This is a genomic window from Siminovitchia sp. FSL W7-1587 (genome assembly GCF_037963795.1).
Classification (GTDB): Bacteria; Bacillota; Bacilli; order Bacillales; family Bacillaceae_C; genus Siminovitchia; species Siminovitchia thermophila.
The window spans coordinates 3,371,100-3,390,082 of the sequence record NZ_CP150169.1; the positions used below are offsets into that span (position 1 = coordinate 3,371,100).

Genomic DNA, 18,983 nt, shown 5'->3' on the forward strand with positions numbered 1-18,983 from the left:
TTACTGATAGCAAGGAAGACTTACCTAGTGGGATAAACGCGTTCGAAATGGAAAACAGCAGCGGATAAGCACTTTCATTACGCTCCCCCAGTTATGTCCTCTAGTGGCACGAGTTAATGTTGGCCGGTCTCTTATATAGTGTCATCATGCGTTATGACTTTTCGAGTTTGTTTGCTTGTTTTAGCAGCTTAATCGTTCCGCTTCAAACTGATGAAATATTGTGTTCTTTTATATAGGTTACGTTACACTTGCTTTAGTAAAAAAACAGGGTTTTTAAGTGAAAAATTTAAATGCCAATGGATGGTCAGTGACTGGATCCATTTTTAAAAGTTGACCTTTTAGTGTTAAACTGATAAAAATTAGTCAAACTAGGGAATGGTTTTTTAAAGAACAATAGATTTTTGGTTTCGGTTTTTAATCAAGATTTGGAGAGTACTTGCTGTATAAATTTGACGTTCTTGTACCAATTGGATTAAGTGAACAGCCTTAATGTGACATAGTGCACGGTGTTGCAAATGGCGAGTAGTCCTCGTTCAAGAAGTAAATGGAAAAAGGCACCATTTTATTGCCGAAAAATCAAACCAAGGAGGAGTTACAGTGGAATTAAAAGGAATCCATCATGTTTCCGCTATTACAGCAAATGCAAGGGCGAATAAAGACTTTTATACAAATATTCTGGGTTTGCGCTTAGTAAAAAAAACAGTGAATCAGGATACCCCATCTATGTACCATTTGTTTTATGCTGATGAAACAGGCAGTCCAGGAACAGATTTAACTTTTTTTGAAATTCCACGAGCTGGAAAAACATATCAAGGGAATAACAGCATTTCTGCAACATCCCTTCGAGTACCGAATGATAAAGCTCTTTCTTATTGGCAAGAACGCTTTAAAAGAATGAGTGTGCCTCATGAAGAAATAAAAGAGCGAGCAGGTAGATTAACGTTGGCTTTCAATGATTTTGAAGGGCAAAGGCTTATTCTGGTGTCGGATGAAAATAACAAAGGAGTAAAAGGTGGTACTCCCTGGGGTAAATCTCCGATTCCCAAAGAGTTCGGTATTGTGGGACTTGGTCCTTCACAATTAACCATTGCCAATATAGAGGGGACTGTAGACTTGTTTACTAATGTTTTGGGATTCCGGAAGAAAGGGCAATATGCATCTTCTGTTAAAGGGCAGCCGGATATTGTAGTATACGAAACGGGAGAAGGAGGAACAGGTGCTGAGATTCACTTAGAGCACAGGTTAGATGTAACCGAGGAGCGCCCGGGACGCGGGAGTGTTCATCATATTGCATTACGTGTAGATAATGAAGAAGAATTCCATGCATGGATTGATAAGCTAAATGAACATAATATTGCTCATTCCGGTTTTGTTGATCGCTTTTACTTTCGCTCTGTTTATTTAAAAGATCCAAACGGGATTACGATTGAACTGGCGACAGACGGGCCCGGTTTTGATATTGATGAGGAATTGGAACATTTAGGTGAAAGCTTGGCACTGCCTCCATTTTTGGAGCATCGTCGTGAAGAGATAGAGGCACGATTGAAGCCTTTAGACTAAACTTGAGAAAAGGAAGAAATGAAACCAAGTCCGATTGCCAAAGACTTTTGAAGATCGAGAACAGTGGCATGCCAATTTTTTCAACCGGAATAAGTGAAGGGTTTTTGAGAAGCTGAAAGAAAATGTCTTCTACATTCCCATTTTTGATCCATCAAAGTTTGTTCGTTTGGGACTCTGTTTGTCAATAACATATACGGTCCATAATGGCTTTCATGTATATATTGAATCTTCCTTTTTTACTATAAAAATATGGCCTTAGTGGTTATCGTATTTGGAAAAATTCTCAATCTGACATGATTTTTTCGTTGTTTTTATATTGTCTTGCAGAATGTATGCCGTGTGGATTTTCATAGCTTTAGAAATTCTGTTGTTGATATCATTTAAATGGGCGGTATCATGGTTTGAACCGCACCTTTGCTAAGCTGTTATGATATGTATGTCTGCCCGGATCCATTTTCGGACAGGGACAGAGGGTGAAAAATTAAAAGTATCATAGGAACCTTCTGCCTTTTTGCCAAGATTTTTTTGACTGATAATTGAATGTTCAAGCAGGAGGAATGAGTATGTTTAGAACGATGATGAATGGGAAAATTCACCGCGCACGTGTAACTGAGGCCAATTTGCATTATGTGGGAAGTATTACAATTGACGCGGATATATTAGATGAAGTAGGAATGGTCGAAAACGAAAAAGTTCAAATTGTCAACAATAACAACGGTGCCCGCTTGGAAACATATATCATTCCGGGAGAAAGAGGAAGTGGTATCATCTGTTTAAATGGGGCTGCAGCTCGCCTTGTACAAGTGGGGGATATCGTTATTATCATTTCCTACATTCTTGTTCCGGAAGAAAATATCGCTGCCCATAAGCCCAAAGTTGCGATTATGGATGAAAACAATCGTATTCAGGAAATTCTGTCGGCCGAGCCAGAAAATACGATTTTGTGATTGTCATGAAAGCGCAAAACACCTGTCAAGCGATTTTTGACGCCAGATCATTGCCTTGATCATCTGAATGCCGAATAACAGGTAATATGCTTCGTGTTCATGATTGCCTTTGCTATAATAGTTATGAAAACGAAATGTTGGTGAGTATATGATTTATGTAGGAGTAACTGGTTGGGGCGACCACGATATTTATCCGAAAGGAATCGCTTCGCGTGATAAATTAAAAGAGTATAGTGCCCATTTTCCGGCCGTTGAGGTTGACTCCTTCTTTTATGCTGTTCAGCCGGCCCGCAACGTGGAACGATGGGTCAAAGATACACCCGACGATTTTCGGTTTGTTGTGAAAGCCTACCAAGGGATGACAGGGCATGAGCGCGGGGAAATGCCGTTTTCTTCGAGAGAAGAAATGTTTAACGCTTATGTTGAGTCCATTGAGCCGTTCGCTGAAAGTGGGAAATTGGCGATGGTATTGTTCCAGTTCCCACCATGGTTCGATTGTACGAAAGAGAATGTTGATTATTTACGGATGTGTCGGAAATGGATGGAAAGGTTTCCGGTTGCCGTGGAATTTAGAAATCGAACTTGGTTCTCTCCTCATTTACAGGAAAAGACACTTCAGTTTTTAAAAAACGAAGGGTGGATCCATGTTGTGTGTGATGAACCGCAAGTGGGGGAAGGCTCTGTTCCGATCGTGCTTGCGGCCACCCATGAGGAAAAAGCGCTTATCCGCATGCATGGGCGGAATACGGCCGCATGGATGAAGCCAGGTGGTAAAAATTGGAGGGCGACTCGCTATTTATACCGCTATAATCAAGCGGAGTTGGAACAATGGAAAGAAAACATTTTAAATCTGCAAACGGAAACGAAGGATGTCTTTGTCCTCTTCAATAATAATTCCGGCGGGGATGCCGCCGGCAATGCGAAAGAATTGATTCATTTGCTGGGCATACAATATAAAGGACTTGCAACAAGGCAACTTGATTTGTTTTGATGGATGGGAAGTGGATCAGTGAAGGAAAAAGTCCATATTTATCATACGAACGACATTCACAGTCACTTGGAAAATTGGCCGCGGATCAATCATTTTTTAGTAGAAAGAAGAGAGGCTCACGAAGCAGACGGTGAAGATGTTTTCATTTTTGATTGCGGCGATTTTGTTGATAGATGGCACCCTTTTACAGAAGGGACTAAGGGAAAAGGGAACGTCACATTGATAAATGAAGCCGGTTATACAGCTGTTACGATCGGTAACAATGAGGGGATGACATTGGATCATCGTTCATTGAATGAGCTGTATAGTGACGCACAATTTGATATAGTGTTGGCCAACCTTTTTTTGCCGGAAGGAAAAAGGCCGGCTTGGGCCCTTCCGCGTCAAATTTATATGACTTCCAGAGGGACGAAAATCGGGGTGACGGGCGTAACCGCCTATTATCACCGATTATATAAGCTTTTGGATTGGGAGCTTACTGAACCTCTTCATGAACTCTCCAAGCAAATTGAACTACTTCGGAAAGAAGCGGATGTCATTATTGTGCTATCTCACTTGGGCCTGCAGGCTGATCGCTGGATAGCGGAAAATGAACCCGGAGTTGATCTCATCTTGGGAGGACATACGCATCACGTTTTGCCAAATGGAGAACCGGCAGGTGCAGCTTTATTGGGAGCTGCAGGAAGGTATGGTGAATATGTCGGTTACGTGGCGGCGGAATGGGAGATTGAAGATGTATCTGCCAAGACATTCAATGCTACCCTATTTGAAACGGCCTACTTGGCTGCTCCTCCAGATGAAACCGAGCAAATGCACGAATGGAGAGAAATTGGCAAAAAGTTGCTATCCACGGAAGTTGTTTCCCTTCCGAATCCGCTTACATATTCTTGGGATAAAAATTCAGAGCTTCCGGCGATGCTCGCCGAAGCCCTCTATCACTGGTGTGGTGCGGATGGTGCACTGGTCAATTCAGGGCTGTTCCTTGCCCCGCTGGACGAGGGTCAGGTCACTAAATATGATATACACCAAATGCTGCCGCATCCGATCAATCCTTGCCTAGTGGAGCTGGACGGTGGAGCATTACGAGAAGTCCTGTATCAAGCTGAGGAGACCCAGTTGCCTCAACTTACATTTAAAGGATTGGGGTTCAGAGGTGTCATGATGGGAAAATTTGTTTATCATCATATTGAAGCAGATTTTCAAAACAATATCCTCCAAATTGGCGGCAAGCCTCTCAATCTTGAAGAGACCTATAAAATTGCCACAATTGATACATTTACTTTCGGTAAATTTTTCCCGCAAATCCAGCATGCTCAAATGAAAACATATTATCTCCCCGAATTTTTGCGAGATGTAATGGAGTGGCATTTAATCCAGTTGTATAAATAAGGGAGAATGCCCGCATATAAGGAGAAATGCTGTGGGGTGAGGAAAGCTCCTTGCGTATAAGGAGAAGCTCCCCATATAGGAAGATTCCCCGCATATAAGGAGAAATGCCGTAGGGTGAGAGGAAAGCACCTTGCGTATAAGGAGAAGCTCCCCGCGTATAAGCAGAGATTCCCCGCATATAAGGAGAAATGCCGTAGGGTGAGGGGAAAGCTCCTTGCGTATAAGGAGAAGCTCCCCCATATAGGATAGATTCCCCGCATATAAACAGAAATACCCACGGATAAGGAAAAACTCCCCCGAGGGTAAGGGGAAAAATTCCCCGTATACGGATAACCTGCTCGCATATTAGCAAGGGCCCCTCCCACTGTATAAGCGAAATACCATTGGATAAAACGAGAAACGCGCGTTTATGTGGCAGGGCGCAAGCTCACGCTCACGCCCAGTTGCGGGAACGCTCATTTGCCCTTTTCATATATATGGGTATCAGAAGGGGTGGATGGAATGATTTCTATTGAACCTGTAATCATTGACGGGCACATGTTTGTAGCCTCTGTTGTCCGCTTGCCAAAAACGACGCTTCTCACTGTGTCCAATGATCGTGGATACATTATGTGTGGTGCTCTTGATATCGGGCTTTTAAATAAAAAGCTTAAAGACCGGGGGATCATTGCGGGGAGAGCTGTTGGAGTGCGAACGATAGAAGAACTGCTGGAAGGCCCGCTCGAATCCGTGACAATTGCTGCTGAGGAGCGTGGGATATTTGCCGGAATGGCAGGGCGCGATGCGCTATTAAAAATGATTTAAATGAATTTTTTCTCAAAGAGCTATTACCCTAAATGTTCGCATATGCTAGTCATGGGAGGGGATTTTTTTGGCTCATTTTCGTGCGCGCAAGTTCCGGCGCGGTCCGTTGCCGTTCCGTTATGTTATGTTGATTTCATTCGTCTTTTTTTTATTGTCAACAGCTGCCGGGCTTTGGATCGTCAATTACGGGATTAAGCCAACATTAACGAGATATGCGGAATCACAAACGAAAAAAATTGCTCCCATGGTTATTAGCCGGGCTGTCAAAGAGGTGATTCCAAACGTAAAAGACATACGGGAGATTACGGAAATCGTTCCGAATCAATCGGGAGGTTCCTCTGTACAATATAAAACAGACATCATCAACCAAATTCAAGCAGATATTTCCAGGGCAATCCAGTCGAATTTAAAGCAGGCCGAAGCTGGTAATCTGGATGCCCTTAGAGAAGACACCGGGGTCGAATTTGATTATGAATCATCTTCTCAGGGTGAAGGAATCGTTTATTCTTTCCCGCTAGGCCAGGCGACAAAAAATGCTCTTCTCGGTAACTTGGGTCCACGGATTCCAATCCGGTTTACCGCTATTGGGGATGTCTCCACAAACGTTGACACAAGAGTGGAACAATATCCCATTAATAATATGTTTGTTACGATATCCATTCAAGTTCAGGTGAATGTACAGATCATTATCCCGTTTGGGACTAAAGAGGCGGTTGTTCAACAGGAAGTTCCTATTGCTATAGGATTGTATCCGGGAGACGTTCCACAATTTTACAACAACGGCGGAACAACCAACCCATCCATACAATTCCCAAAACAGGACAATTCTCCATAGTATTGTCAGCGAAAAAAATTAATGATATCATGTTTTGGTACGTTCTGAAAACATTTTCAACATGGTGGTAGAAGTTTATAAATCGCTTTTCTTGGATGGCCAATACTATTTTGCTAAAATTTCCTTTTACTCGTCTGCTCCCAAAGAGGATGGAAAGAGAACGTGCGCGTGAAAAATCATAAACGCATCTTTGTTTTTACTCAATGGAGGTTTGTCATGGAAAACTCAATCTTGTCTTTGCTTCCGCCATTACTTGCGGTCGTAATGGTCATGCTGACGCGCCGTGTTTTACTGTCTCTCGGAACAGGGATTGTCGTATCTGCTCTTCTGCTTGGAAAAGGGGATGTTGTCGCGACATTCATTCTGATATGGGAGGCAGTAAAAGGAATCTTTTTGAAGGAAGACGGATTCGATACTTGGAATATATATATTATCTTATTTTTGTTTATTTTAGGGGCGATAACAGCGCTCATTAACATAACAGGAGGAAGCAGGGCTTTTGGAGAGTGGGCACTTACCAAGGTGAAAAGCAGGATCGGGGCGCAAATATTATCCGCTATATTGGGAATCGCCATTTTCATTGATGATTATTTCAATGCGCTTGCGGTTGGTCAGGTTGCCCGACCGATTACAGATCGGCATCGTGTATCAAGGGCAAAGCTCGCCTATATTATTGACTCGACGTCGGCACCAGTGTGTGTTGTTTCTCCTGTTTCCAGTTGGGGCGCCTTTATCATTGGAATCGTCGGAACCGTATTTGCTACCCATAATATCAATGACATTTCCGCATTTGCCGCTTTTTTGGAAATGATACCGATGAATCTATATGTTTGGGCTGCCCTGGGGCTCGTTTTTATCACTGTCTCCCGAAATATTGATTTTGGAAGCATGAAAATGCATGAAAGGCGTACAATGGAAACAGGGGTTCCGTACGACCCTAAAAAAGAAATTCCCGGGGAGATTAAAGAAGATTTGCCTGTCGGAGAAAACGGAACCGTTGGTGATTTGATTGTTCCGATTGTAACGCTGTTTATTGGGACGATTGCTGTGATTGTCTGGAGCGGATTAAAAAACAGTGACAGCGTCACGGCGCCTATAGATATTTTTGGAAATGCGGATGTTTCGCTGGCCCTTGTATGTGGCGGTGTTATTAGCCTGGCTATTACGATCTTTTTATTTATTCGTCAGCAGGTGGCCCATAGAAAACTGCATTCTTCACTTTTGTTAACCGGGATTAGATTTGGCATCCAATCCATGGTACCTGCAGTGCTCATTTTAGTGTTTGCTTGGACCATTACTTCGCTTATTGATCAGTTGGGAACAGGTGTTTATTTGGGGAATATCGTTGCAAAGTCGTCTTTAAATATATCATTTTTACCTTTTATCGTATTTGTTTTTGCCGGACTGATGGCATTTGCTACAGGCACATCATGGGGCTCGTTCGGGATTTTGTTGCCGATTGCGGGGCAAATTGTTGCAACGACAGATGTGTCTATGTTGCTTCCCGTCATGGCTTCCGTGTTAGCGGGTGCCGTATTTGGGGACCACTGTTCACCTATTTCGGACACAACGATCCTTTCATCGACCGGTGCTGGATGCAACCACATTGACCATGTGTTGACACAATTGCCGTATGCTCTTACGGCAGCTGCCATTTCGGGAGCGGGATATATCGTGCTGGGTCTGACCCATTCTACCATTTGGGGTTTAGTGACCGTAGCTGCATTACTACTCATATTTGCGCTGTTTTTTAAACAGAATGATTTTGGGCATAAGACATTGAAAACCAAATAGGAAGGCGACAGCACAAGCTGTCGTTTTCTATATTAAAATAGTAATGATGTCACGCTGAAATGATATTTCCTTTGACAAAGGCATTGTGAGTCGCTATACTAATTCTAAGCTGTTGAATTGTCAGACTTTTCTCAAGAGAAAATTAAATGATAAAGGGGGTTTTATGTATGGAAAACCGAGCGCAATTCGGATCGAGGGCCGGTTTTATATTTGCCGCGGTCGGTTCGGCGATCGGGCTGGGAAACATTTGGCGCTTTCCGGGTGTTGCGTATGACAATGGGGGAGGGGCATTCTTTTTTCCCTATTTGTTTGCCTTGCTTACGGCAGGGATCCCACTTTTAATTTTAGAGTTTACGATTGGTCATAAGTACCGGGGATCTGCGCCGCTTTCTCTGGCAAGAATTAAGCGGGGAGGAGAATGGATCGGCTGGTGGCAAATCGCCATTGCCTTTGTCATCGCAACCTATTATTCCGTCATTATTGCATGGGCTATGTCGTACACTGTTTTTTCATTCAATCTTAAGTGGGGAGCGGATACGACGGACTTTTTAGTCGCTGATTACTTGAAAGTAGGAGATACTGCTTCCTTCGGCAGCTTTGTTCCAGGTGTTCTTATTCCATTAATTTTAGTTTGGTTAATCGTTCTTGGAATCATGTATGCCGGTGTTAAAAAAGGTATTGAGGTAGCAGCAAAAATTATGATTCCTTTGCTGGTCGTTTTGTTTGTCATTATTGTTATTCGAGCTCTTACTTTGGAGGGAGCAGTCGACGGGCTGAACACTTTCTTCAAACCTGATTGGGGCTCTATTATGAATGGAAAAGTTTGGGTTGCCGCATATGGGCAAATCTTCTTTAGCTTGTCTATCGGATTTGCTATTATGGTTACTTATTCCAGTTATTTGCCTAAAAAAGCTGATATTACAAATAGCGCCTTTATTACTGGGTTTGCGAATTCCGGTTTTGAATTGCTCGCCGGCTTTGGCGTTTTTGCGGCATTAGGATTTATGGCTGCCCAGCAAGGAGTTGGGGTGAACGAAGTTGTCCAGGGGGGAGTGTTGCTTGCGTTCTCCGTATTTCCGAGCATTATTAATGAAATGCCAGGATTTCAGCATGCTTTTGGCGTTTTGTTTTTCGTATCGTTGACGTTGGCGGGCCTGACCTCGCTTATCTCGATTGTAGAGACGTATATTGCGGGAGTCCAGGAAAAATTCAACGTCTCAAGAACGAAAGCGGTTACATTTGGCGGAGGCTTGACAGCTCTTGTTGCACTGGTGTTTTCCACGCAAAACGGGTTGAATTTGCTTGATGTTGCCGACTATTTCATCAATCAATTTGGAGTAGCCTTGGCAGGGCTGTTTGAAGTTGTGTTTATCGCCTGGTTTGCAAAAGAACTAAAGTCGTTGCAAGCACATGCTGACTCTGTTTCCGATATCAAACTTGGCGCCTGGTGGAGAATTTCATTGTCTGTCATCACGCCAATTGTTCTCGGTTACATGATGTTTGATAACCTGCGTCAAAACCTTATCGGCGATTATGGAGATTTTCCACGCGAATTCTTGTTCAAATATGGATGGACGGTCGCCCTTGGCGCCATGTTCTTCGGCGTACTTATGACATTAAAGCCATGGAAAGGCCACAGTCTGGATTACTCGGCTTCCAAAGTTGATAAGGAGGTTGTATGATGAGCGGCAGTGCTATTGCGATGATGTTTATTGGCGCTATTATTATTTGGGGTGGATTTGCTGCAAGCGTTGGAGTAGCCATATCCAAGTCGAAAAAACAATAAACCTGCATGATGGCCAAAAAGCTTCGGGCTCCCCGAAGCTTTTTGATATGGTTGACGAACGATATCCTCAAGTCTTTTCTGCCCGTTCCCAAGCTTTTAAATGGGGATAAGGGTCGAATGCCCATTCGTTGATCCCGTTATCTTTATACATACCAAAATGAAGATGGGGAGGAAATTTCCCTGATGTACCCGGAGGTCCATATCCTGAACTGCCAACGCTCCCTATGACTTGTCCGGCTTTCACAACATCGCCAATTTTTAAATCTTTTGCAAAACCGTTCAGGTGAGCGTAATAATGGTACGTGTTGTGCAAGTCTCTGATACCCACGCGCCATCCCCCATATTTATTCCAGCCTTTTAGTTCAACAACGCCATGTCGAACTGCGCGCACGGGTGTACCGTATGAAGCGAATATGTCCGTACCTTCATGCATTCTCCTGCCGCCCCATCCTCTGCGGTCTCCCCAAGTATTATGGTAGGTATAGTTGTATTCTTTTGGAATTGGAAAAGCTTTTTCATCTAAGTTTATTCGATTAAAGGTCCTGTATATTTTGGCATTGGCCATAATGGCGCTTACTGTTTTATCTCTTTTATAATAATTCCATAATGCTATTCGGACGCTTGTATCGTTAACACCGTATAGAGAGATGAGGGAGGCGGCTGTGTAAAGAAGGTCTTCATCATCTGTCCGGCTTGCTTTCCCATCCCCGTTACCGTCTCGTCCCTTCCCGGAAAAAAAGTCGATTGTCAGAGGATTATGATCTCCTTTGTCCGGATTTAGCGGTCCGCTCCAATGGGTGGCATCCATATAAAAGCCAGTCAACCCATCCGGTTTCGGCAGGTCTTTCCTTACATGCCGGATGCTGCGTTCGTATTGATCAATAGCAGCAATAAAATACCAAGGAACCCCGGAAACGACCTCCGTTTTTTTGTATAAATCCATCCTTTGTTTATACATCTCTTCAGGAGATATTTCCTTCGCGTCACCACTCCTAAATGGTATGAATATAAGGAGTATCAGTATCAGGAATTTCTTCACTTTCTCACCCCTTTCAAAAAGAGGGCCCATGATAAATAAAGATCACGGGCCGTCACAATTATTGATTCATCTTGGTGTCATTTCGCCCTTGAGGGGAATTTTCTTTCATCATTTTGACAGTGTCTTTGACTGCTTTATCCGTATTTGCCTGGTTGGGAGTCATGGAGGCAATGTTTTCCACATTTTGTCTAAGCGCTGGATCATCGGTTACATATATCCCAAACCATTTTGGCACAGCTGATTCAGCGGTTTTTTTAACTTGGTCGGCCACCTGGGCCCGCGAGCGTTCGTCCGAAGTATCTGCCTGATAAGCAATCAATACTTCTGCATCAGTAACAACAACGCTGCTATCGTTTACATCAGGCAGGCCAACAGTTAATTTGCTGATTTGATTGGCCAATTGCTCTCTTGTTATAACATCTCCAGCGTTAATGTTAGTTGATTCCCCTGGTACGGGATTTTTTACTTGACGGACAAAGCCGTAATTTTGATTATCATTCGATTCATTATATAAATCGTTTCTGTCTGTTTGATTCATTGTATTGCCGCTTTTTTTGTAAACTGAATCATTATCGGCAATTTGTTGGTCATTGCCACCGCAAGCGGATAAAAGAATTCCGCTTATGGCAAGTGCCGAAATCATTTTCTTCATAATTGGCACCTCCTTTTATATAGGTTGCTCATGATGAAATAATTTTTACTAGTAAATGTTGGTGTGTGAGTTATAATTTATGTAAGAGAAAATTTAAAAATGGGTGAATTTATATGATTGTCGTTCAAAATAAACAGTATGAATTAATCGAGGAGTTTAAGGACGGATTTAACGAGGAAGCTTTTAAGGCTCGTTTCAGTGAGATTTTGTCTAAGTATGATTACATTGTAGGAGATTGGGGGTATGGGCAGCTTCGGCTAAAAGGATTTTTTTCTGATGACAATCAAAAGGCTTCTTTTGATACAAAAATCAGTACACTGTTGGAATATTTGTACGAATACTGCAATTATGGCTGCGCTTATTTTGTTTTAAAAAGAGTGGACAAATAAGGGCCAAGCAATGCCTGGCCGGTTTCAGCTTTTTTGGTAAGGCGGTTCCGTATCTCTGTTCGGATCGTCGTGTGTCGGGTGCGCTCCTGGAAATTCACGTGGCCTGTTTTGATGCATGGATTTAAATTCATAGTTGAAGGCGCTATATTTGCGCTGTCCTTCCTTCCACGGTGTGGACTTATTTTCCACTGGAGCATGCCTTCGCCTTGGCGTACCGTATGGCCCTTCCGGAAATTCTTCGGCCGTTAAAAAGTTCCTTCTTGTCTCAGCTGTTGAAACATCGGTATATTCGTTTTCTTCTTTATCAATATCGTTTTTTTTGTCACGGGTTTCATCCATATTCGTTACCACCTTTCATTTATAAGGTGCCCCGACCTTTGGGCTATATTCGTAACGGCTTTTTGGATATGGTAAAATGAAATGGATGATCATTAATGGAGGTCTTGTCCGTGTACTTTGTTGACCGTGAACATATTGAAGCGACTCTTCAATATTTGGAAAAACAGCTTGCATTATTTCAAATCGAAAAACAGTGGGATTCAGATATCAAAAAAGCAGCGCTGGAAAGGTTGTTGCAAACTGCCATCGAGTCGATTTTGGATACAGGAAATGCCATGATCGACGGGTTTATTATGAGGGACCCCGGTAGCTATGATGATATCATTGATATTCTTGTGGATGAAAAAGTTATTGAAAGCGCAAATGGCGACAGTTTAAAAAAAGTGATTTCGTATCGGAAAATGCTTGTACAGCAATATATTCACGTAGATCATGAGCAATTGATTGCTGTTTTTGTGGAGAATTTGAATGCACTCCAGCAGTTTGCCCCATCTGTGCGGGCATACTTAACGAATGAGCTGGGACCTGTATCTGCTTTTAAGAATTAAAAGAGGAGAGACAATGAAACAATACGCGGGATATTTGATCGATTTGGATGGAACGGCATATAAGGGAATAGAAGTGATTCCCGAAGCAATTGAATTTGTTAAGCGGATAGAAAAAAAGGGGCTGCGTCATTTATTTGTTACGAACAATTCTTCCAAAACTCCGACCCAAGTTGCTGGCCATTTAAACCAATTGGGTTTTCGGGCTGGACCGGATGACGTATTCACCGCTTCTTTGGCCACGGCAAATTATCTATACGAAAAACACCCGAATGCCCGGGTATATGCCATTGGGGAAACAGGGCTGAAAGAAGCTTTGGCTGAAAAAGGTTTTGAACTGACAGACAGCCGTCCTGATGCAGTGATCATCGGGATCGACCGGGACATTAATTATGAAAAGCTGGCAAAAGCTTGTTTGGCAATTCGGGACGGAGCCGAGTTTTATTCGACAAACAGCGATGCGGCCATACCGACGGAAAAGGGACTCTTGCCTGGAAATGGGGCGCTTACCTCGGTTATCTCTTACTCGACACAGAAGGAGCCTGTCTTTATCGGAAAACCGCATCAGATTATTATGGAACAGGCCCATAAAATACTGGGTACTCCAAAAAAAGAAACCATTATGGTAGGAGATAATTACGACACAGATATATTGGCGGGCATGCGTTTCGGTATCGATACGCTGCTCGTCCATACAGGTGTGACAACGCCCGAGATGCTGGCAAAAAGACAGGAAAAGCCAACATATGTTGTTTCTTCCCTCGAACAATGGGAAATCCGCTGAGATCGTGTTGGACAAATACAAAAGCATGTGGAAAAACAAGCCGTTTTCTCGCATGCTTTTATTTTCATTCGGATATGAAAACAATAGAACAATAACGGTTACAATAAGACGACGCCTGAAATAAGCAACTTTTTAAATCGCCGCAGGAAGTAGCTGATTTTTTCGCATCATGTCGTAAAAAGTTTCCCTGGTCTTTAATCTAGAGCGAAAAAACTTACGTCCGTACTGGTTATTATTGAAATCGAAAAACTTATTTCAATGCTGGCTAGATTGAAAAAAGTTACATGCTTATGGTTGAGATCGCAAAGGCTACGTTAATCTGGTTTTGATCGAAATCAAAAAAAGTAACGTTTATATTGGCAATATGGTTGATATCGCAAAAGGCTACGTTAATCTGGTTATTATTGAAATCAAAAAAAGTAACGTTTATATTGGCAATATGGTTGAGATCGCAAAGGCTACATTAATCTGGTTTTGATCGAAATCAAAAAAAGTTACGCTTATACTGGCAATATTTATCGAGATCGACAAGACGTTATACTTGCTTTTATCCATGTTCAGAAAATGTTACATCCATAACATGCCACGCATTTCATTACTCTTCGCCTTTGGCGCTATGTGCCAGCCTGCTTGAAGCGGCTGCTGCGATGGCACCGACGATGTCGTCCAGAAATGTATTGACCATATCGTTAGAATGGTCATTCAGTTTTTCCAATATCCCAGGTTTTTGTTTATCGATATAACCGTAATTTGTAAAGCCGATCGAACCGTAGACGTTAACGATTGAAAAGGCAAGTATTTCATCTACTCCATACAGGCTTTCGTCAGTACCAATAATCGTTTGGAGCGGCTCTTCCAGTTTCCCCTGCTCCGCTAGTTTATCCAATTGGATGCCAGTCAAGATTGCGTTTTGCACTTCTCTTTTGCGAAGAACGCGTTCAATATTGTATTTACATTCATCCAATGTTAATGCAGGATGATATTTTTTTTGTAAAAACATTACAAGCTCTGCCAAATCATCAATCGTTACACCACGTTCATTTAACCATCGGCGAGCGGTCACTTCTAATTCGGTCATTTTTCTATCTTCAGCCATTCTCCTCATCCTTTACATTGCAATTTTACATTTTATCGCCTGGATTCCACTGCTTTTACACTCCCTCTTTATTCTATCGGCAAATTTTTCCGGTTTTGCTCATATAAATGAACAAAAGGGAAAAGCAAAAGAGAGGGATATGCCGTGGAAATTTTAGAGAAGTATTTTGGGATTAATCCCGACAGGTCAATACATCTTAACGGAAAAGAACGATTTTTGGCCGGTGATGTATTATATACTATTGTACCAGTAACCCATATGGAACAAAAAGTTTTAATTGAGCGATATGAAATGTCTGAGCATTTGGCAACATTGCGTGATCGGAAGGTGTCTCGCTTTACAGCGGCAAAAGATCATAAATTTCTTGTTACTCATGAAGATCATGATTATGTCCTTCTTAGAAACGAATTTCGGCCACAGTCAAGGCGAATACAAAAAACTGGCCGGAAACTGGCTAGATTTCATGAACGCGGAAAAAGACTGCAAGCTGAAATTGAGGCGTTAAATCGAATCGGCCAGTGGAAATCGCTCTGGAGTATGAGGGTGGATCAAATGGAGCAAGCCTGGTCTGCTTTTATTCAGGAGCCTCCGCGGGAGGAGTTTGAACGTTTGTTTTTTGAATCATTTCCATATTTTATGGGGTTGGCGGAAAATGCCATTCAATACGTTACAGATACGGAATTGGATGAGAAGCCTTACCACTGGGATCAGGCAACCATTTGTCATGAGCGATTTTCTAGCGGTTTGTGGGAAGGGGCGCAGGAAATCCGGGATCCTTTTGAATGGGTTTATGATCACCCATCAAGAGATATCGCGGAATGGACCAGAAGCCAATACTTTAAAAGCAGGCGTGCTCTGCGGCCTGAACTGCAAACTTTTTTGTATGAATATGAATCAATTGCCCCTATCTCCCCATTTGGATGGAGGTTGGTATATGCAAGGCTTTTGTTCCCTCTCCATTATTTTGTAACGGTTGAAGAATATTATCAGTCGAATTCACAGTCAAGACAGAAGTGGCTTGAGGAAAATATGAAGAGGTATTTGCGGGACACATCCGACTATGAACGCTTTTTACGGTCTTTTTACCAACTTGCGGATGTAAAACTTCACTTACCAGCGGTAGAATGGCTCTAAAAATGATGCAATAACGAACAAAGAAAAAAGCGATCCGGATGTTAACCGCATCGCCATTTAATTAAAATACTTGCTCTACTTCAACGACTCCCGGAACTTCTTCTATTAAAGCTCGCTCAATACCGGCTTTTAAAGTAATGGTGGAACTCGGACAAGTACCGCACGCACCAAGAAGGCGCAATTTTACGATTCCTTCTTCAACATCTACGAGTTCGCAGTCACCGCCATCGCGAAGCAGAAATGGACGTAATTTATCTAATACTTCTTGAACTTGATCAACCATTGTTTGATCGGACATTCCAATCTACTCCTTTCCTTATTCCCCATTATAAGCAGAAACGAAAAAAAAATCTATCGCCAAGTTTGTTGGCATTCTGCTAAAAAACGGTACAATAAGGAAAAGGGGGAGAGGTACGTGAAAAAAGAAGCCGAAATTTTTGTGTATGGTGCTGATCAAATTTGCGCAAGCTGTGTCAATTTGCCGTCGTCCAAAGAAACATACGAATGGCTGGAGGCGGCCATTTCCAGGAAATTTCCAGATCAACCGTTTACTATTCGCTATATTGATATTTTTAACCCTCCCGAGGAAGAGGAAGCGAAAGCTTTCTCGAAGCGGATCATTGAAGAAGATTTGTTTTATCCAGTTGTAACAGTTGGGAGCGAAATGATCGGAGAAGGAAATCCACGTTTGAAAGACGTATACAAAAAGTTAGAGGAATATGGTTATCAGGCTATGTAAAAAACCGGAGCGCACTTTTGGTTGCTCCGGCTTTCTAATACGGCATTTTACCCGTTATGATATTTGTACATCCAAAGAATTCCCGACTTGAGGATACGGGCGATACGCCCGGTAATGGCCCGGTCCGCCATGAGTCCGAAACCTTGTTTCTTTCCAAGGGAACCAAGCACACCTTTTAATTTGATGGTTGGAAGCGTTTCGGGAAGCTCCTGTCCGCTCCAACGCTTTAGGAGGACCTGCACAATTTGGTCGGCCTGTCCCTCGGCGAGCTGGGCGCTTGGAGCATAAGGAAGACTGGCGCAGTCACCGACAACATAAACATGTTCATTGTCTGGAATATTATGGTATTTAGTTAAAACGACTCTGCCCTGCGCATCCTTTTCAACATCCATTTCCTGAACAATGCGGTTTGGCTGAATCCCCGCTGTCCAAACAACAACATCTGAGTGGACAGGCTCATCGTGATTATACAACGTCTTTTCTTCCACTTTCGTAATGTTGGCCTGGTTAATGACTTCCACGCCGTTTGTTTGAAACCAGTTTTGTACATACCGGCTCACCCTTTCGGGAAAAGCTGAAAGGATGATTTTACCGCGGTCAAATAGTTTAATGACTAAATCAGAGCGGCTTTCCCTCAATTCGCTTGCAAGCTCAACACCGCTTAAACCTCCGCCTACAATACTTACAACGGAATTGGCTGGCAAGTTATTCAACGTTTGATAAGTTTCCCGGGCATTTTCAATGTTTTGGATGCTGTGTGTAAATTCTTTGGCCCCCGGAATGTTATGGTATTTATCTTCGCAGCCAAGGCCGATAATGAGATCATCGTAAGGAATAGGATCTTCTTGGTCCAAATGCACTAGTTGATTCTCTAAGTCGATGTTTGTTACTTCCCCATATTTTACTTCCAGGCGCGGATGTTCCGGGAAGGGTACGCGTACTTCTTGATCGGAGATGGTTCCGGCCGCTAAGGCATAATACTCGGTTTTTAGACAATGGTAAGGAACCCTGTCAATCAAAGTAATGGATACGTCTTCTGGTAGTTGGTTCGGTAATAAGCGGTGCAGCACACGCATATTCCCATATCCTCCGCCAAGCAGGACTAATTTTTTCATATTATATCTCCTTTTGCCATCTATATTAAAACAAACATTAGAAATAGTTAACAATATGTTCAAATATATCCCACGTAAAAGTATATCTGAATCTACATTTATATACAACCGGAGTCATCATTATCTTTCGGCGTTGACGAATCAGTGTGAAAGGAGTAGCATTATGACTGGTGATGAGGTGATATGGAATGAATCCAATTGTGGAATTTTGTATCAGTAATTTAGGAATGGGCGGATACGAAGCCCTGCAAAAGTTGGAGGAAGATCCGGATCTCGATATTATTGAATACGGCTGTCTGGATCATTGTGATCTTTGCGCCGAATCGTTGTATGCCCTTGTTAACGGTGAGGTTGTTACAGGTAAAACTCCGGACGATTTAGTCAAAAATATATACCAATATATAGAGGATAATCCGATGTTTTAATGATCATAAAATGCCCTAAATCTAAGCTGGGAGGAAAATGCATTCCAGCATTAAAACCTTGCCGGATATGCTTCGCGATGCAAGCCCAATTTGAAGGTTGCAATGTTGTAGAAGCCGGATAGGTTGAGAACGAAGCCCGCGGGGTATATAATAAAAGAAAGGTTTTATTTCGCAATAGGGGGTGCTGATTCATGAGTGCCATCGTTACTTTAACCGAGGCGGCTGCCTTGCGAATTAAAGAAATGATGAAACAAAATGGCGAAGAAGGTGCTTATTTTCGCTTTTCGATTAATGGGGGCGGTTGCAGTGGACTATCATACGGCATGAGTCTCGACCATGAAAAAACGGATGAGGATAAGCATTTCGAACAGCACGGCATTGAAGTCGTGATCGACAAGGACAGTGCGCCACTTGTCACCGGGACAACGATTGATTTCAAACAATCTTTAATGGGCGGCGGATTTACGATCGACAACCCCAATGCGTTGGTTTCTTGTGGCTGTGGTACGTCCTTCCGGACTGCCAAAGTGACCGGAACGCCGGAAGAATGTTAATGATAAAAGACCTGGACTTATGGAGGGCCTAAAGGGGCCCGCTAAAGTTCAGGTCTTTTCGTTTGG

At 42.7% G+C, this 18,983-nt stretch carries 22 protein-coding genes; 16 read left to right on the top strand and 6 right to left on the bottom strand.

All coding sequences use genetic code 11. The annotated features are described in order from the left end of the window. Positions 1-597: 597 nt before the first annotated feature. The 9 genes from NST31_RS15840 to NST31_RS15880 all read left to right on the top strand — a co-directional run bounded on the left by NST31_RS15840 (position 598) and on the right by NST31_RS15880 (position 10,106). The gene (locus tag NST31_RS15840) at positions 598-1,560 is read left to right on the top strand and encodes a ring-cleaving dioxygenase (RefSeq protein WP_077111120.1); all 963 of its coding nucleotides are present in this window, start codon (positions 598-600) and stop codon (positions 1,558-1,560) included. 563 nt (positions 1,561-2,123) lie between these two features. Further along, complete coding sequence (panD, locus tag NST31_RS15845) at positions 2,124-2,507, top strand: aspartate 1-decarboxylase (protein ID WP_077111121.1); 384 nt, start codon at positions 2,124-2,126, stop codon at positions 2,505-2,507. 148 nt (positions 2,508-2,655) lie between these two features. Then, a complete protein-coding gene (locus tag NST31_RS15850; RefSeq protein ID WP_339161929.1) occupies positions 2,656-3,498 on the top strand; it encodes a DUF72 domain-containing protein in 843 nt (280 codons plus the stop codon). A gap of 18 nt (positions 3,499-3,516) precedes the next feature. Then, complete coding sequence (locus tag NST31_RS15855) at positions 3,517-4,887, top strand: bifunctional UDP-sugar hydrolase/5'-nucleotidase (RefSeq protein ID WP_339161932.1); 1,371 nt, start codon at positions 3,517-3,519, stop codon at positions 4,885-4,887. A gap of 501 nt (positions 4,888-5,388) precedes the next feature. After that, on the top strand, positions 5,389-5,691 hold the full coding sequence (locus NST31_RS15860; RefSeq protein WP_077111124.1) for a DUF1805 domain-containing protein: 303 nt from the start codon (positions 5,389-5,391) through the stop codon (positions 5,689-5,691). A gap of 67 nt (positions 5,692-5,758) precedes the next feature. Next, on the top strand, positions 5,759-6,526 hold the full coding sequence (gene yunB / locus NST31_RS15865) for a sporulation protein YunB (RefSeq protein ID WP_077111125.1): 768 nt from the start codon (positions 5,759-5,761) through the stop codon (positions 6,524-6,526). A gap of 216 nt (positions 6,527-6,742) precedes the next feature. Then, positions 6,743-8,320 carry a Na+/H+ antiporter NhaC family protein gene (locus tag NST31_RS15870; RefSeq protein WP_339161934.1) on the top strand — a complete coding sequence of 526 codons (1,578 nt, stop codon included), beginning with the start codon at positions 6,743-6,745 and terminating at the stop codon, positions 8,318-8,320. 167 nt (positions 8,321-8,487) lie between these two features. Beyond that, positions 8,488-10,002: a sodium-dependent transporter gene (locus NST31_RS15875; protein WP_339161936.1), complete on the top strand. Its 1,515-nt coding sequence runs from the start codon at positions 8,488-8,490 to the stop codon at positions 10,000-10,002. Continuing rightward, the gene (locus tag NST31_RS15880; RefSeq protein ID WP_236016967.1) at positions 9,999-10,106 is read left to right on the top strand and encodes a MetS family NSS transporter small subunit; all 108 of its coding nucleotides are present in this window, start codon (positions 9,999-10,001) and stop codon (positions 10,104-10,106) included. The genes NST31_RS15875 and NST31_RS15880 overlap by 4 nt, the downstream gene beginning before the upstream one ends. A gap of 67 nt (positions 10,107-10,173) precedes the next feature. Here NST31_RS15880 and NST31_RS15885 read toward each other — a convergent pair whose 3' ends face one another. Continuing rightward, complete coding sequence (locus NST31_RS15885; protein ID WP_253191869.1) at positions 10,174-11,145, bottom strand: M23 family metallopeptidase; 972 nt, start codon at positions 11,143-11,145, stop codon at positions 10,174-10,176. A gap of 58 nt (positions 11,146-11,203) precedes the next feature. Beyond that, complete coding sequence (locus NST31_RS15890; RefSeq protein WP_077111129.1) at positions 11,204-11,797, bottom strand: YhcN/YlaJ family sporulation lipoprotein; 594 nt, start codon at positions 11,795-11,797, stop codon at positions 11,204-11,206. Positions 11,798-11,910: 113 nt separating this feature from the next. On the opposite strand from NST31_RS15890, the gene NST31_RS15895 reads away from it, so the two are divergent. Further along, a complete protein-coding gene (locus tag NST31_RS15895) occupies positions 11,911-12,186 on the top strand; it encodes a YutD family protein (protein ID WP_077111165.1) in 276 nt (91 codons plus the stop codon). A 24-nt stretch (positions 12,187-12,210) separates the two neighbouring features. On the opposite strand, the gene NST31_RS15900 is transcribed toward NST31_RS15895, so the two are convergent. Beyond that, entirely contained in the window at positions 12,211-12,525 is a 315-nt protein-coding gene (locus tag NST31_RS15900; protein ID WP_077111130.1) for a cytosolic protein, read from the bottom strand. Positions 12,526-12,635: 110 nt separating this feature from the next. Between NST31_RS15900 and NST31_RS15905 the strand changes: the two genes are divergently transcribed. Both NST31_RS15905 and NST31_RS15910 read left to right on the top strand, forming a co-directional pair. Beyond that, positions 12,636-13,073, top strand: a complete 438-nt coding sequence (locus NST31_RS15905) for a DUF86 domain-containing protein (protein WP_077111131.1) — start codon at positions 12,636-12,638, stop codon at positions 13,071-13,073. 13 nt (positions 13,074-13,086) lie between these two features. Next, positions 13,087-13,854, top strand: a complete 768-nt coding sequence (locus NST31_RS15910; RefSeq protein WP_339161941.1) for a TIGR01457 family HAD-type hydrolase — start codon at positions 13,087-13,089, stop codon at positions 13,852-13,854. 595 nt (positions 13,855-14,449) lie between these two features. Here the strand turns inward: NST31_RS15910 and NST31_RS15915 are convergent. Continuing rightward, complete coding sequence (locus NST31_RS15915) at positions 14,450-14,950, bottom strand: phosphatidylglycerophosphatase A (protein ID WP_083717412.1); 501 nt, start codon at positions 14,948-14,950, stop codon at positions 14,450-14,452. A gap of 144 nt (positions 14,951-15,094) precedes the next feature. Between NST31_RS15915 and yutH the strand changes: the two genes are divergently transcribed. Further along, the gene (gene yutH / locus NST31_RS15920) at positions 15,095-16,084 is read left to right on the top strand and encodes a spore coat putative kinase YutH (protein ID WP_077111134.1); all 990 of its coding nucleotides are present in this window, start codon (positions 15,095-15,097) and stop codon (positions 16,082-16,084) included. Positions 16,085-16,145: 61 nt separating this feature from the next. Here yutH and NST31_RS15925 read toward each other — a convergent pair whose 3' ends face one another. Next, positions 16,146-16,382, bottom strand: a complete 237-nt coding sequence (locus NST31_RS15925) for a NifU family protein (RefSeq protein ID WP_077111135.1) — start codon at positions 16,380-16,382, stop codon at positions 16,146-16,148. A 117-nt stretch (positions 16,383-16,499) separates the two neighbouring features. On the opposite strand from NST31_RS15925, the gene NST31_RS15930 reads away from it, so the two are divergent. Next, complete coding sequence (locus tag NST31_RS15930; RefSeq protein WP_077111136.1) at positions 16,500-16,823, top strand: YuzD family protein; 324 nt, start codon at positions 16,500-16,502, stop codon at positions 16,821-16,823. A gap of 47 nt (positions 16,824-16,870) precedes the next feature. Here the strand turns inward: NST31_RS15930 and NST31_RS15935 are convergent, their stop codons facing one another. Continuing rightward, positions 16,871-17,938 (bottom strand): NAD(P)/FAD-dependent oxidoreductase, encoded by a 1,068-nt coding sequence (locus NST31_RS15935; RefSeq protein WP_339161944.1) that lies wholly within the window; start codon positions 17,936-17,938, stop codon positions 16,871-16,873. Positions 17,939-18,126: 188 nt separating this feature from the next. Between NST31_RS15935 and NST31_RS15940 the strand changes: the two genes are divergently transcribed. Together NST31_RS15940 and NST31_RS15945 are read left to right on the top strand one after the other, a co-directional pair. Then, complete coding sequence (locus tag NST31_RS15940) at positions 18,127-18,363, top strand: YuzB family protein (protein WP_077111138.1); 237 nt, start codon at positions 18,127-18,129, stop codon at positions 18,361-18,363. A 191-nt stretch (positions 18,364-18,554) separates the two neighbouring features. After that, positions 18,555-18,917: an iron-sulfur cluster assembly accessory protein gene (locus NST31_RS15945; protein ID WP_077111139.1), complete on the top strand. Its 363-nt coding sequence runs from the start codon at positions 18,555-18,557 to the stop codon at positions 18,915-18,917. The last annotated feature ends 66 nt before the right edge of the window (positions 18,918-18,983 follow it).

Excerpts from the sequence above, each read along its gene's own strand:
- panD (WP_077111121.1), top strand. The coding sequence starts at position 2,124 with ATGTTTAGAACGATGATGAATGGGAAAATTCACCGCGCACGTGTAACT.
- NST31_RS15850 (WP_339161929.1), top strand. The coding sequence starts at position 2,656 with ATGATTTATGTAGGAGTAACTGGTTGGGGCGACCACGATATTTATCCG.
- NST31_RS15860 (WP_077111124.1), top strand. The coding sequence starts at position 5,389 with ATGATTTCTATTGAACCTGTAATCATTGACGGGCACATGTTTGTAGCC.
- NST31_RS15870 (WP_339161934.1), top strand. The coding sequence starts at position 6,743 with ATGGAAAACTCAATCTTGTCTTTGCTTCCGCCATTACTTGCGGTCGTA.
- NST31_RS15875 (WP_339161936.1), top strand. The coding sequence starts at position 8,488 with ATGGAAAACCGAGCGCAATTCGGATCGAGGGCCGGTTTTATATTTGCC.
- NST31_RS15880 (WP_236016967.1), top strand. The coding sequence starts at position 9,999 with ATGATGAGCGGCAGTGCTATTGCGATGATGTTTATTGGCGCTATTATT.
- NST31_RS15890 (WP_077111129.1), bottom strand. The coding sequence starts at position 11,797 with ATGAAGAAAATGATTTCGGCACTTGCCATAAGCGGAATTCTTTTATCC.
- NST31_RS15895 (WP_077111165.1), top strand. The coding sequence starts at position 11,911 with ATGATTGTCGTTCAAAATAAACAGTATGAATTAATCGAGGAGTTTAAG.
- NST31_RS15900 (WP_077111130.1), bottom strand. The coding sequence starts at position 12,525 with ATGGATGAAACCCGTGACAAAAAAAACGATATTGATAAAGAAGAAAAC.
- NST31_RS15910 (WP_339161941.1), top strand. The coding sequence starts at position 13,087 with ATGAAACAATACGCGGGATATTTGATCGATTTGGATGGAACGGCATAT.
- NST31_RS15915 (WP_083717412.1), bottom strand. The coding sequence starts at position 14,950 with ATGGCTGAAGATAGAAAAATGACCGAATTAGAAGTGACCGCTCGCCGA.
- NST31_RS15925 (WP_077111135.1), bottom strand. The coding sequence starts at position 16,382 with ATGTCCGATCAAACAATGGTTGATCAAGTTCAAGAAGTATTAGATAAA.
- NST31_RS15935 (WP_339161944.1), bottom strand. The coding sequence starts at position 17,938 with ATGAAAAAATTAGTCCTGCTTGGCGGAGGATATGGGAATATGCGTGTG.
- NST31_RS15940 (WP_077111138.1), top strand. The coding sequence starts at position 18,127 with ATGAATCCAATTGTGGAATTTTGTATCAGTAATTTAGGAATGGGCGGA.
- NST31_RS15945 (WP_077111139.1), top strand. The coding sequence starts at position 18,555 with ATGAGTGCCATCGTTACTTTAACCGAGGCGGCTGCCTTGCGAATTAAA.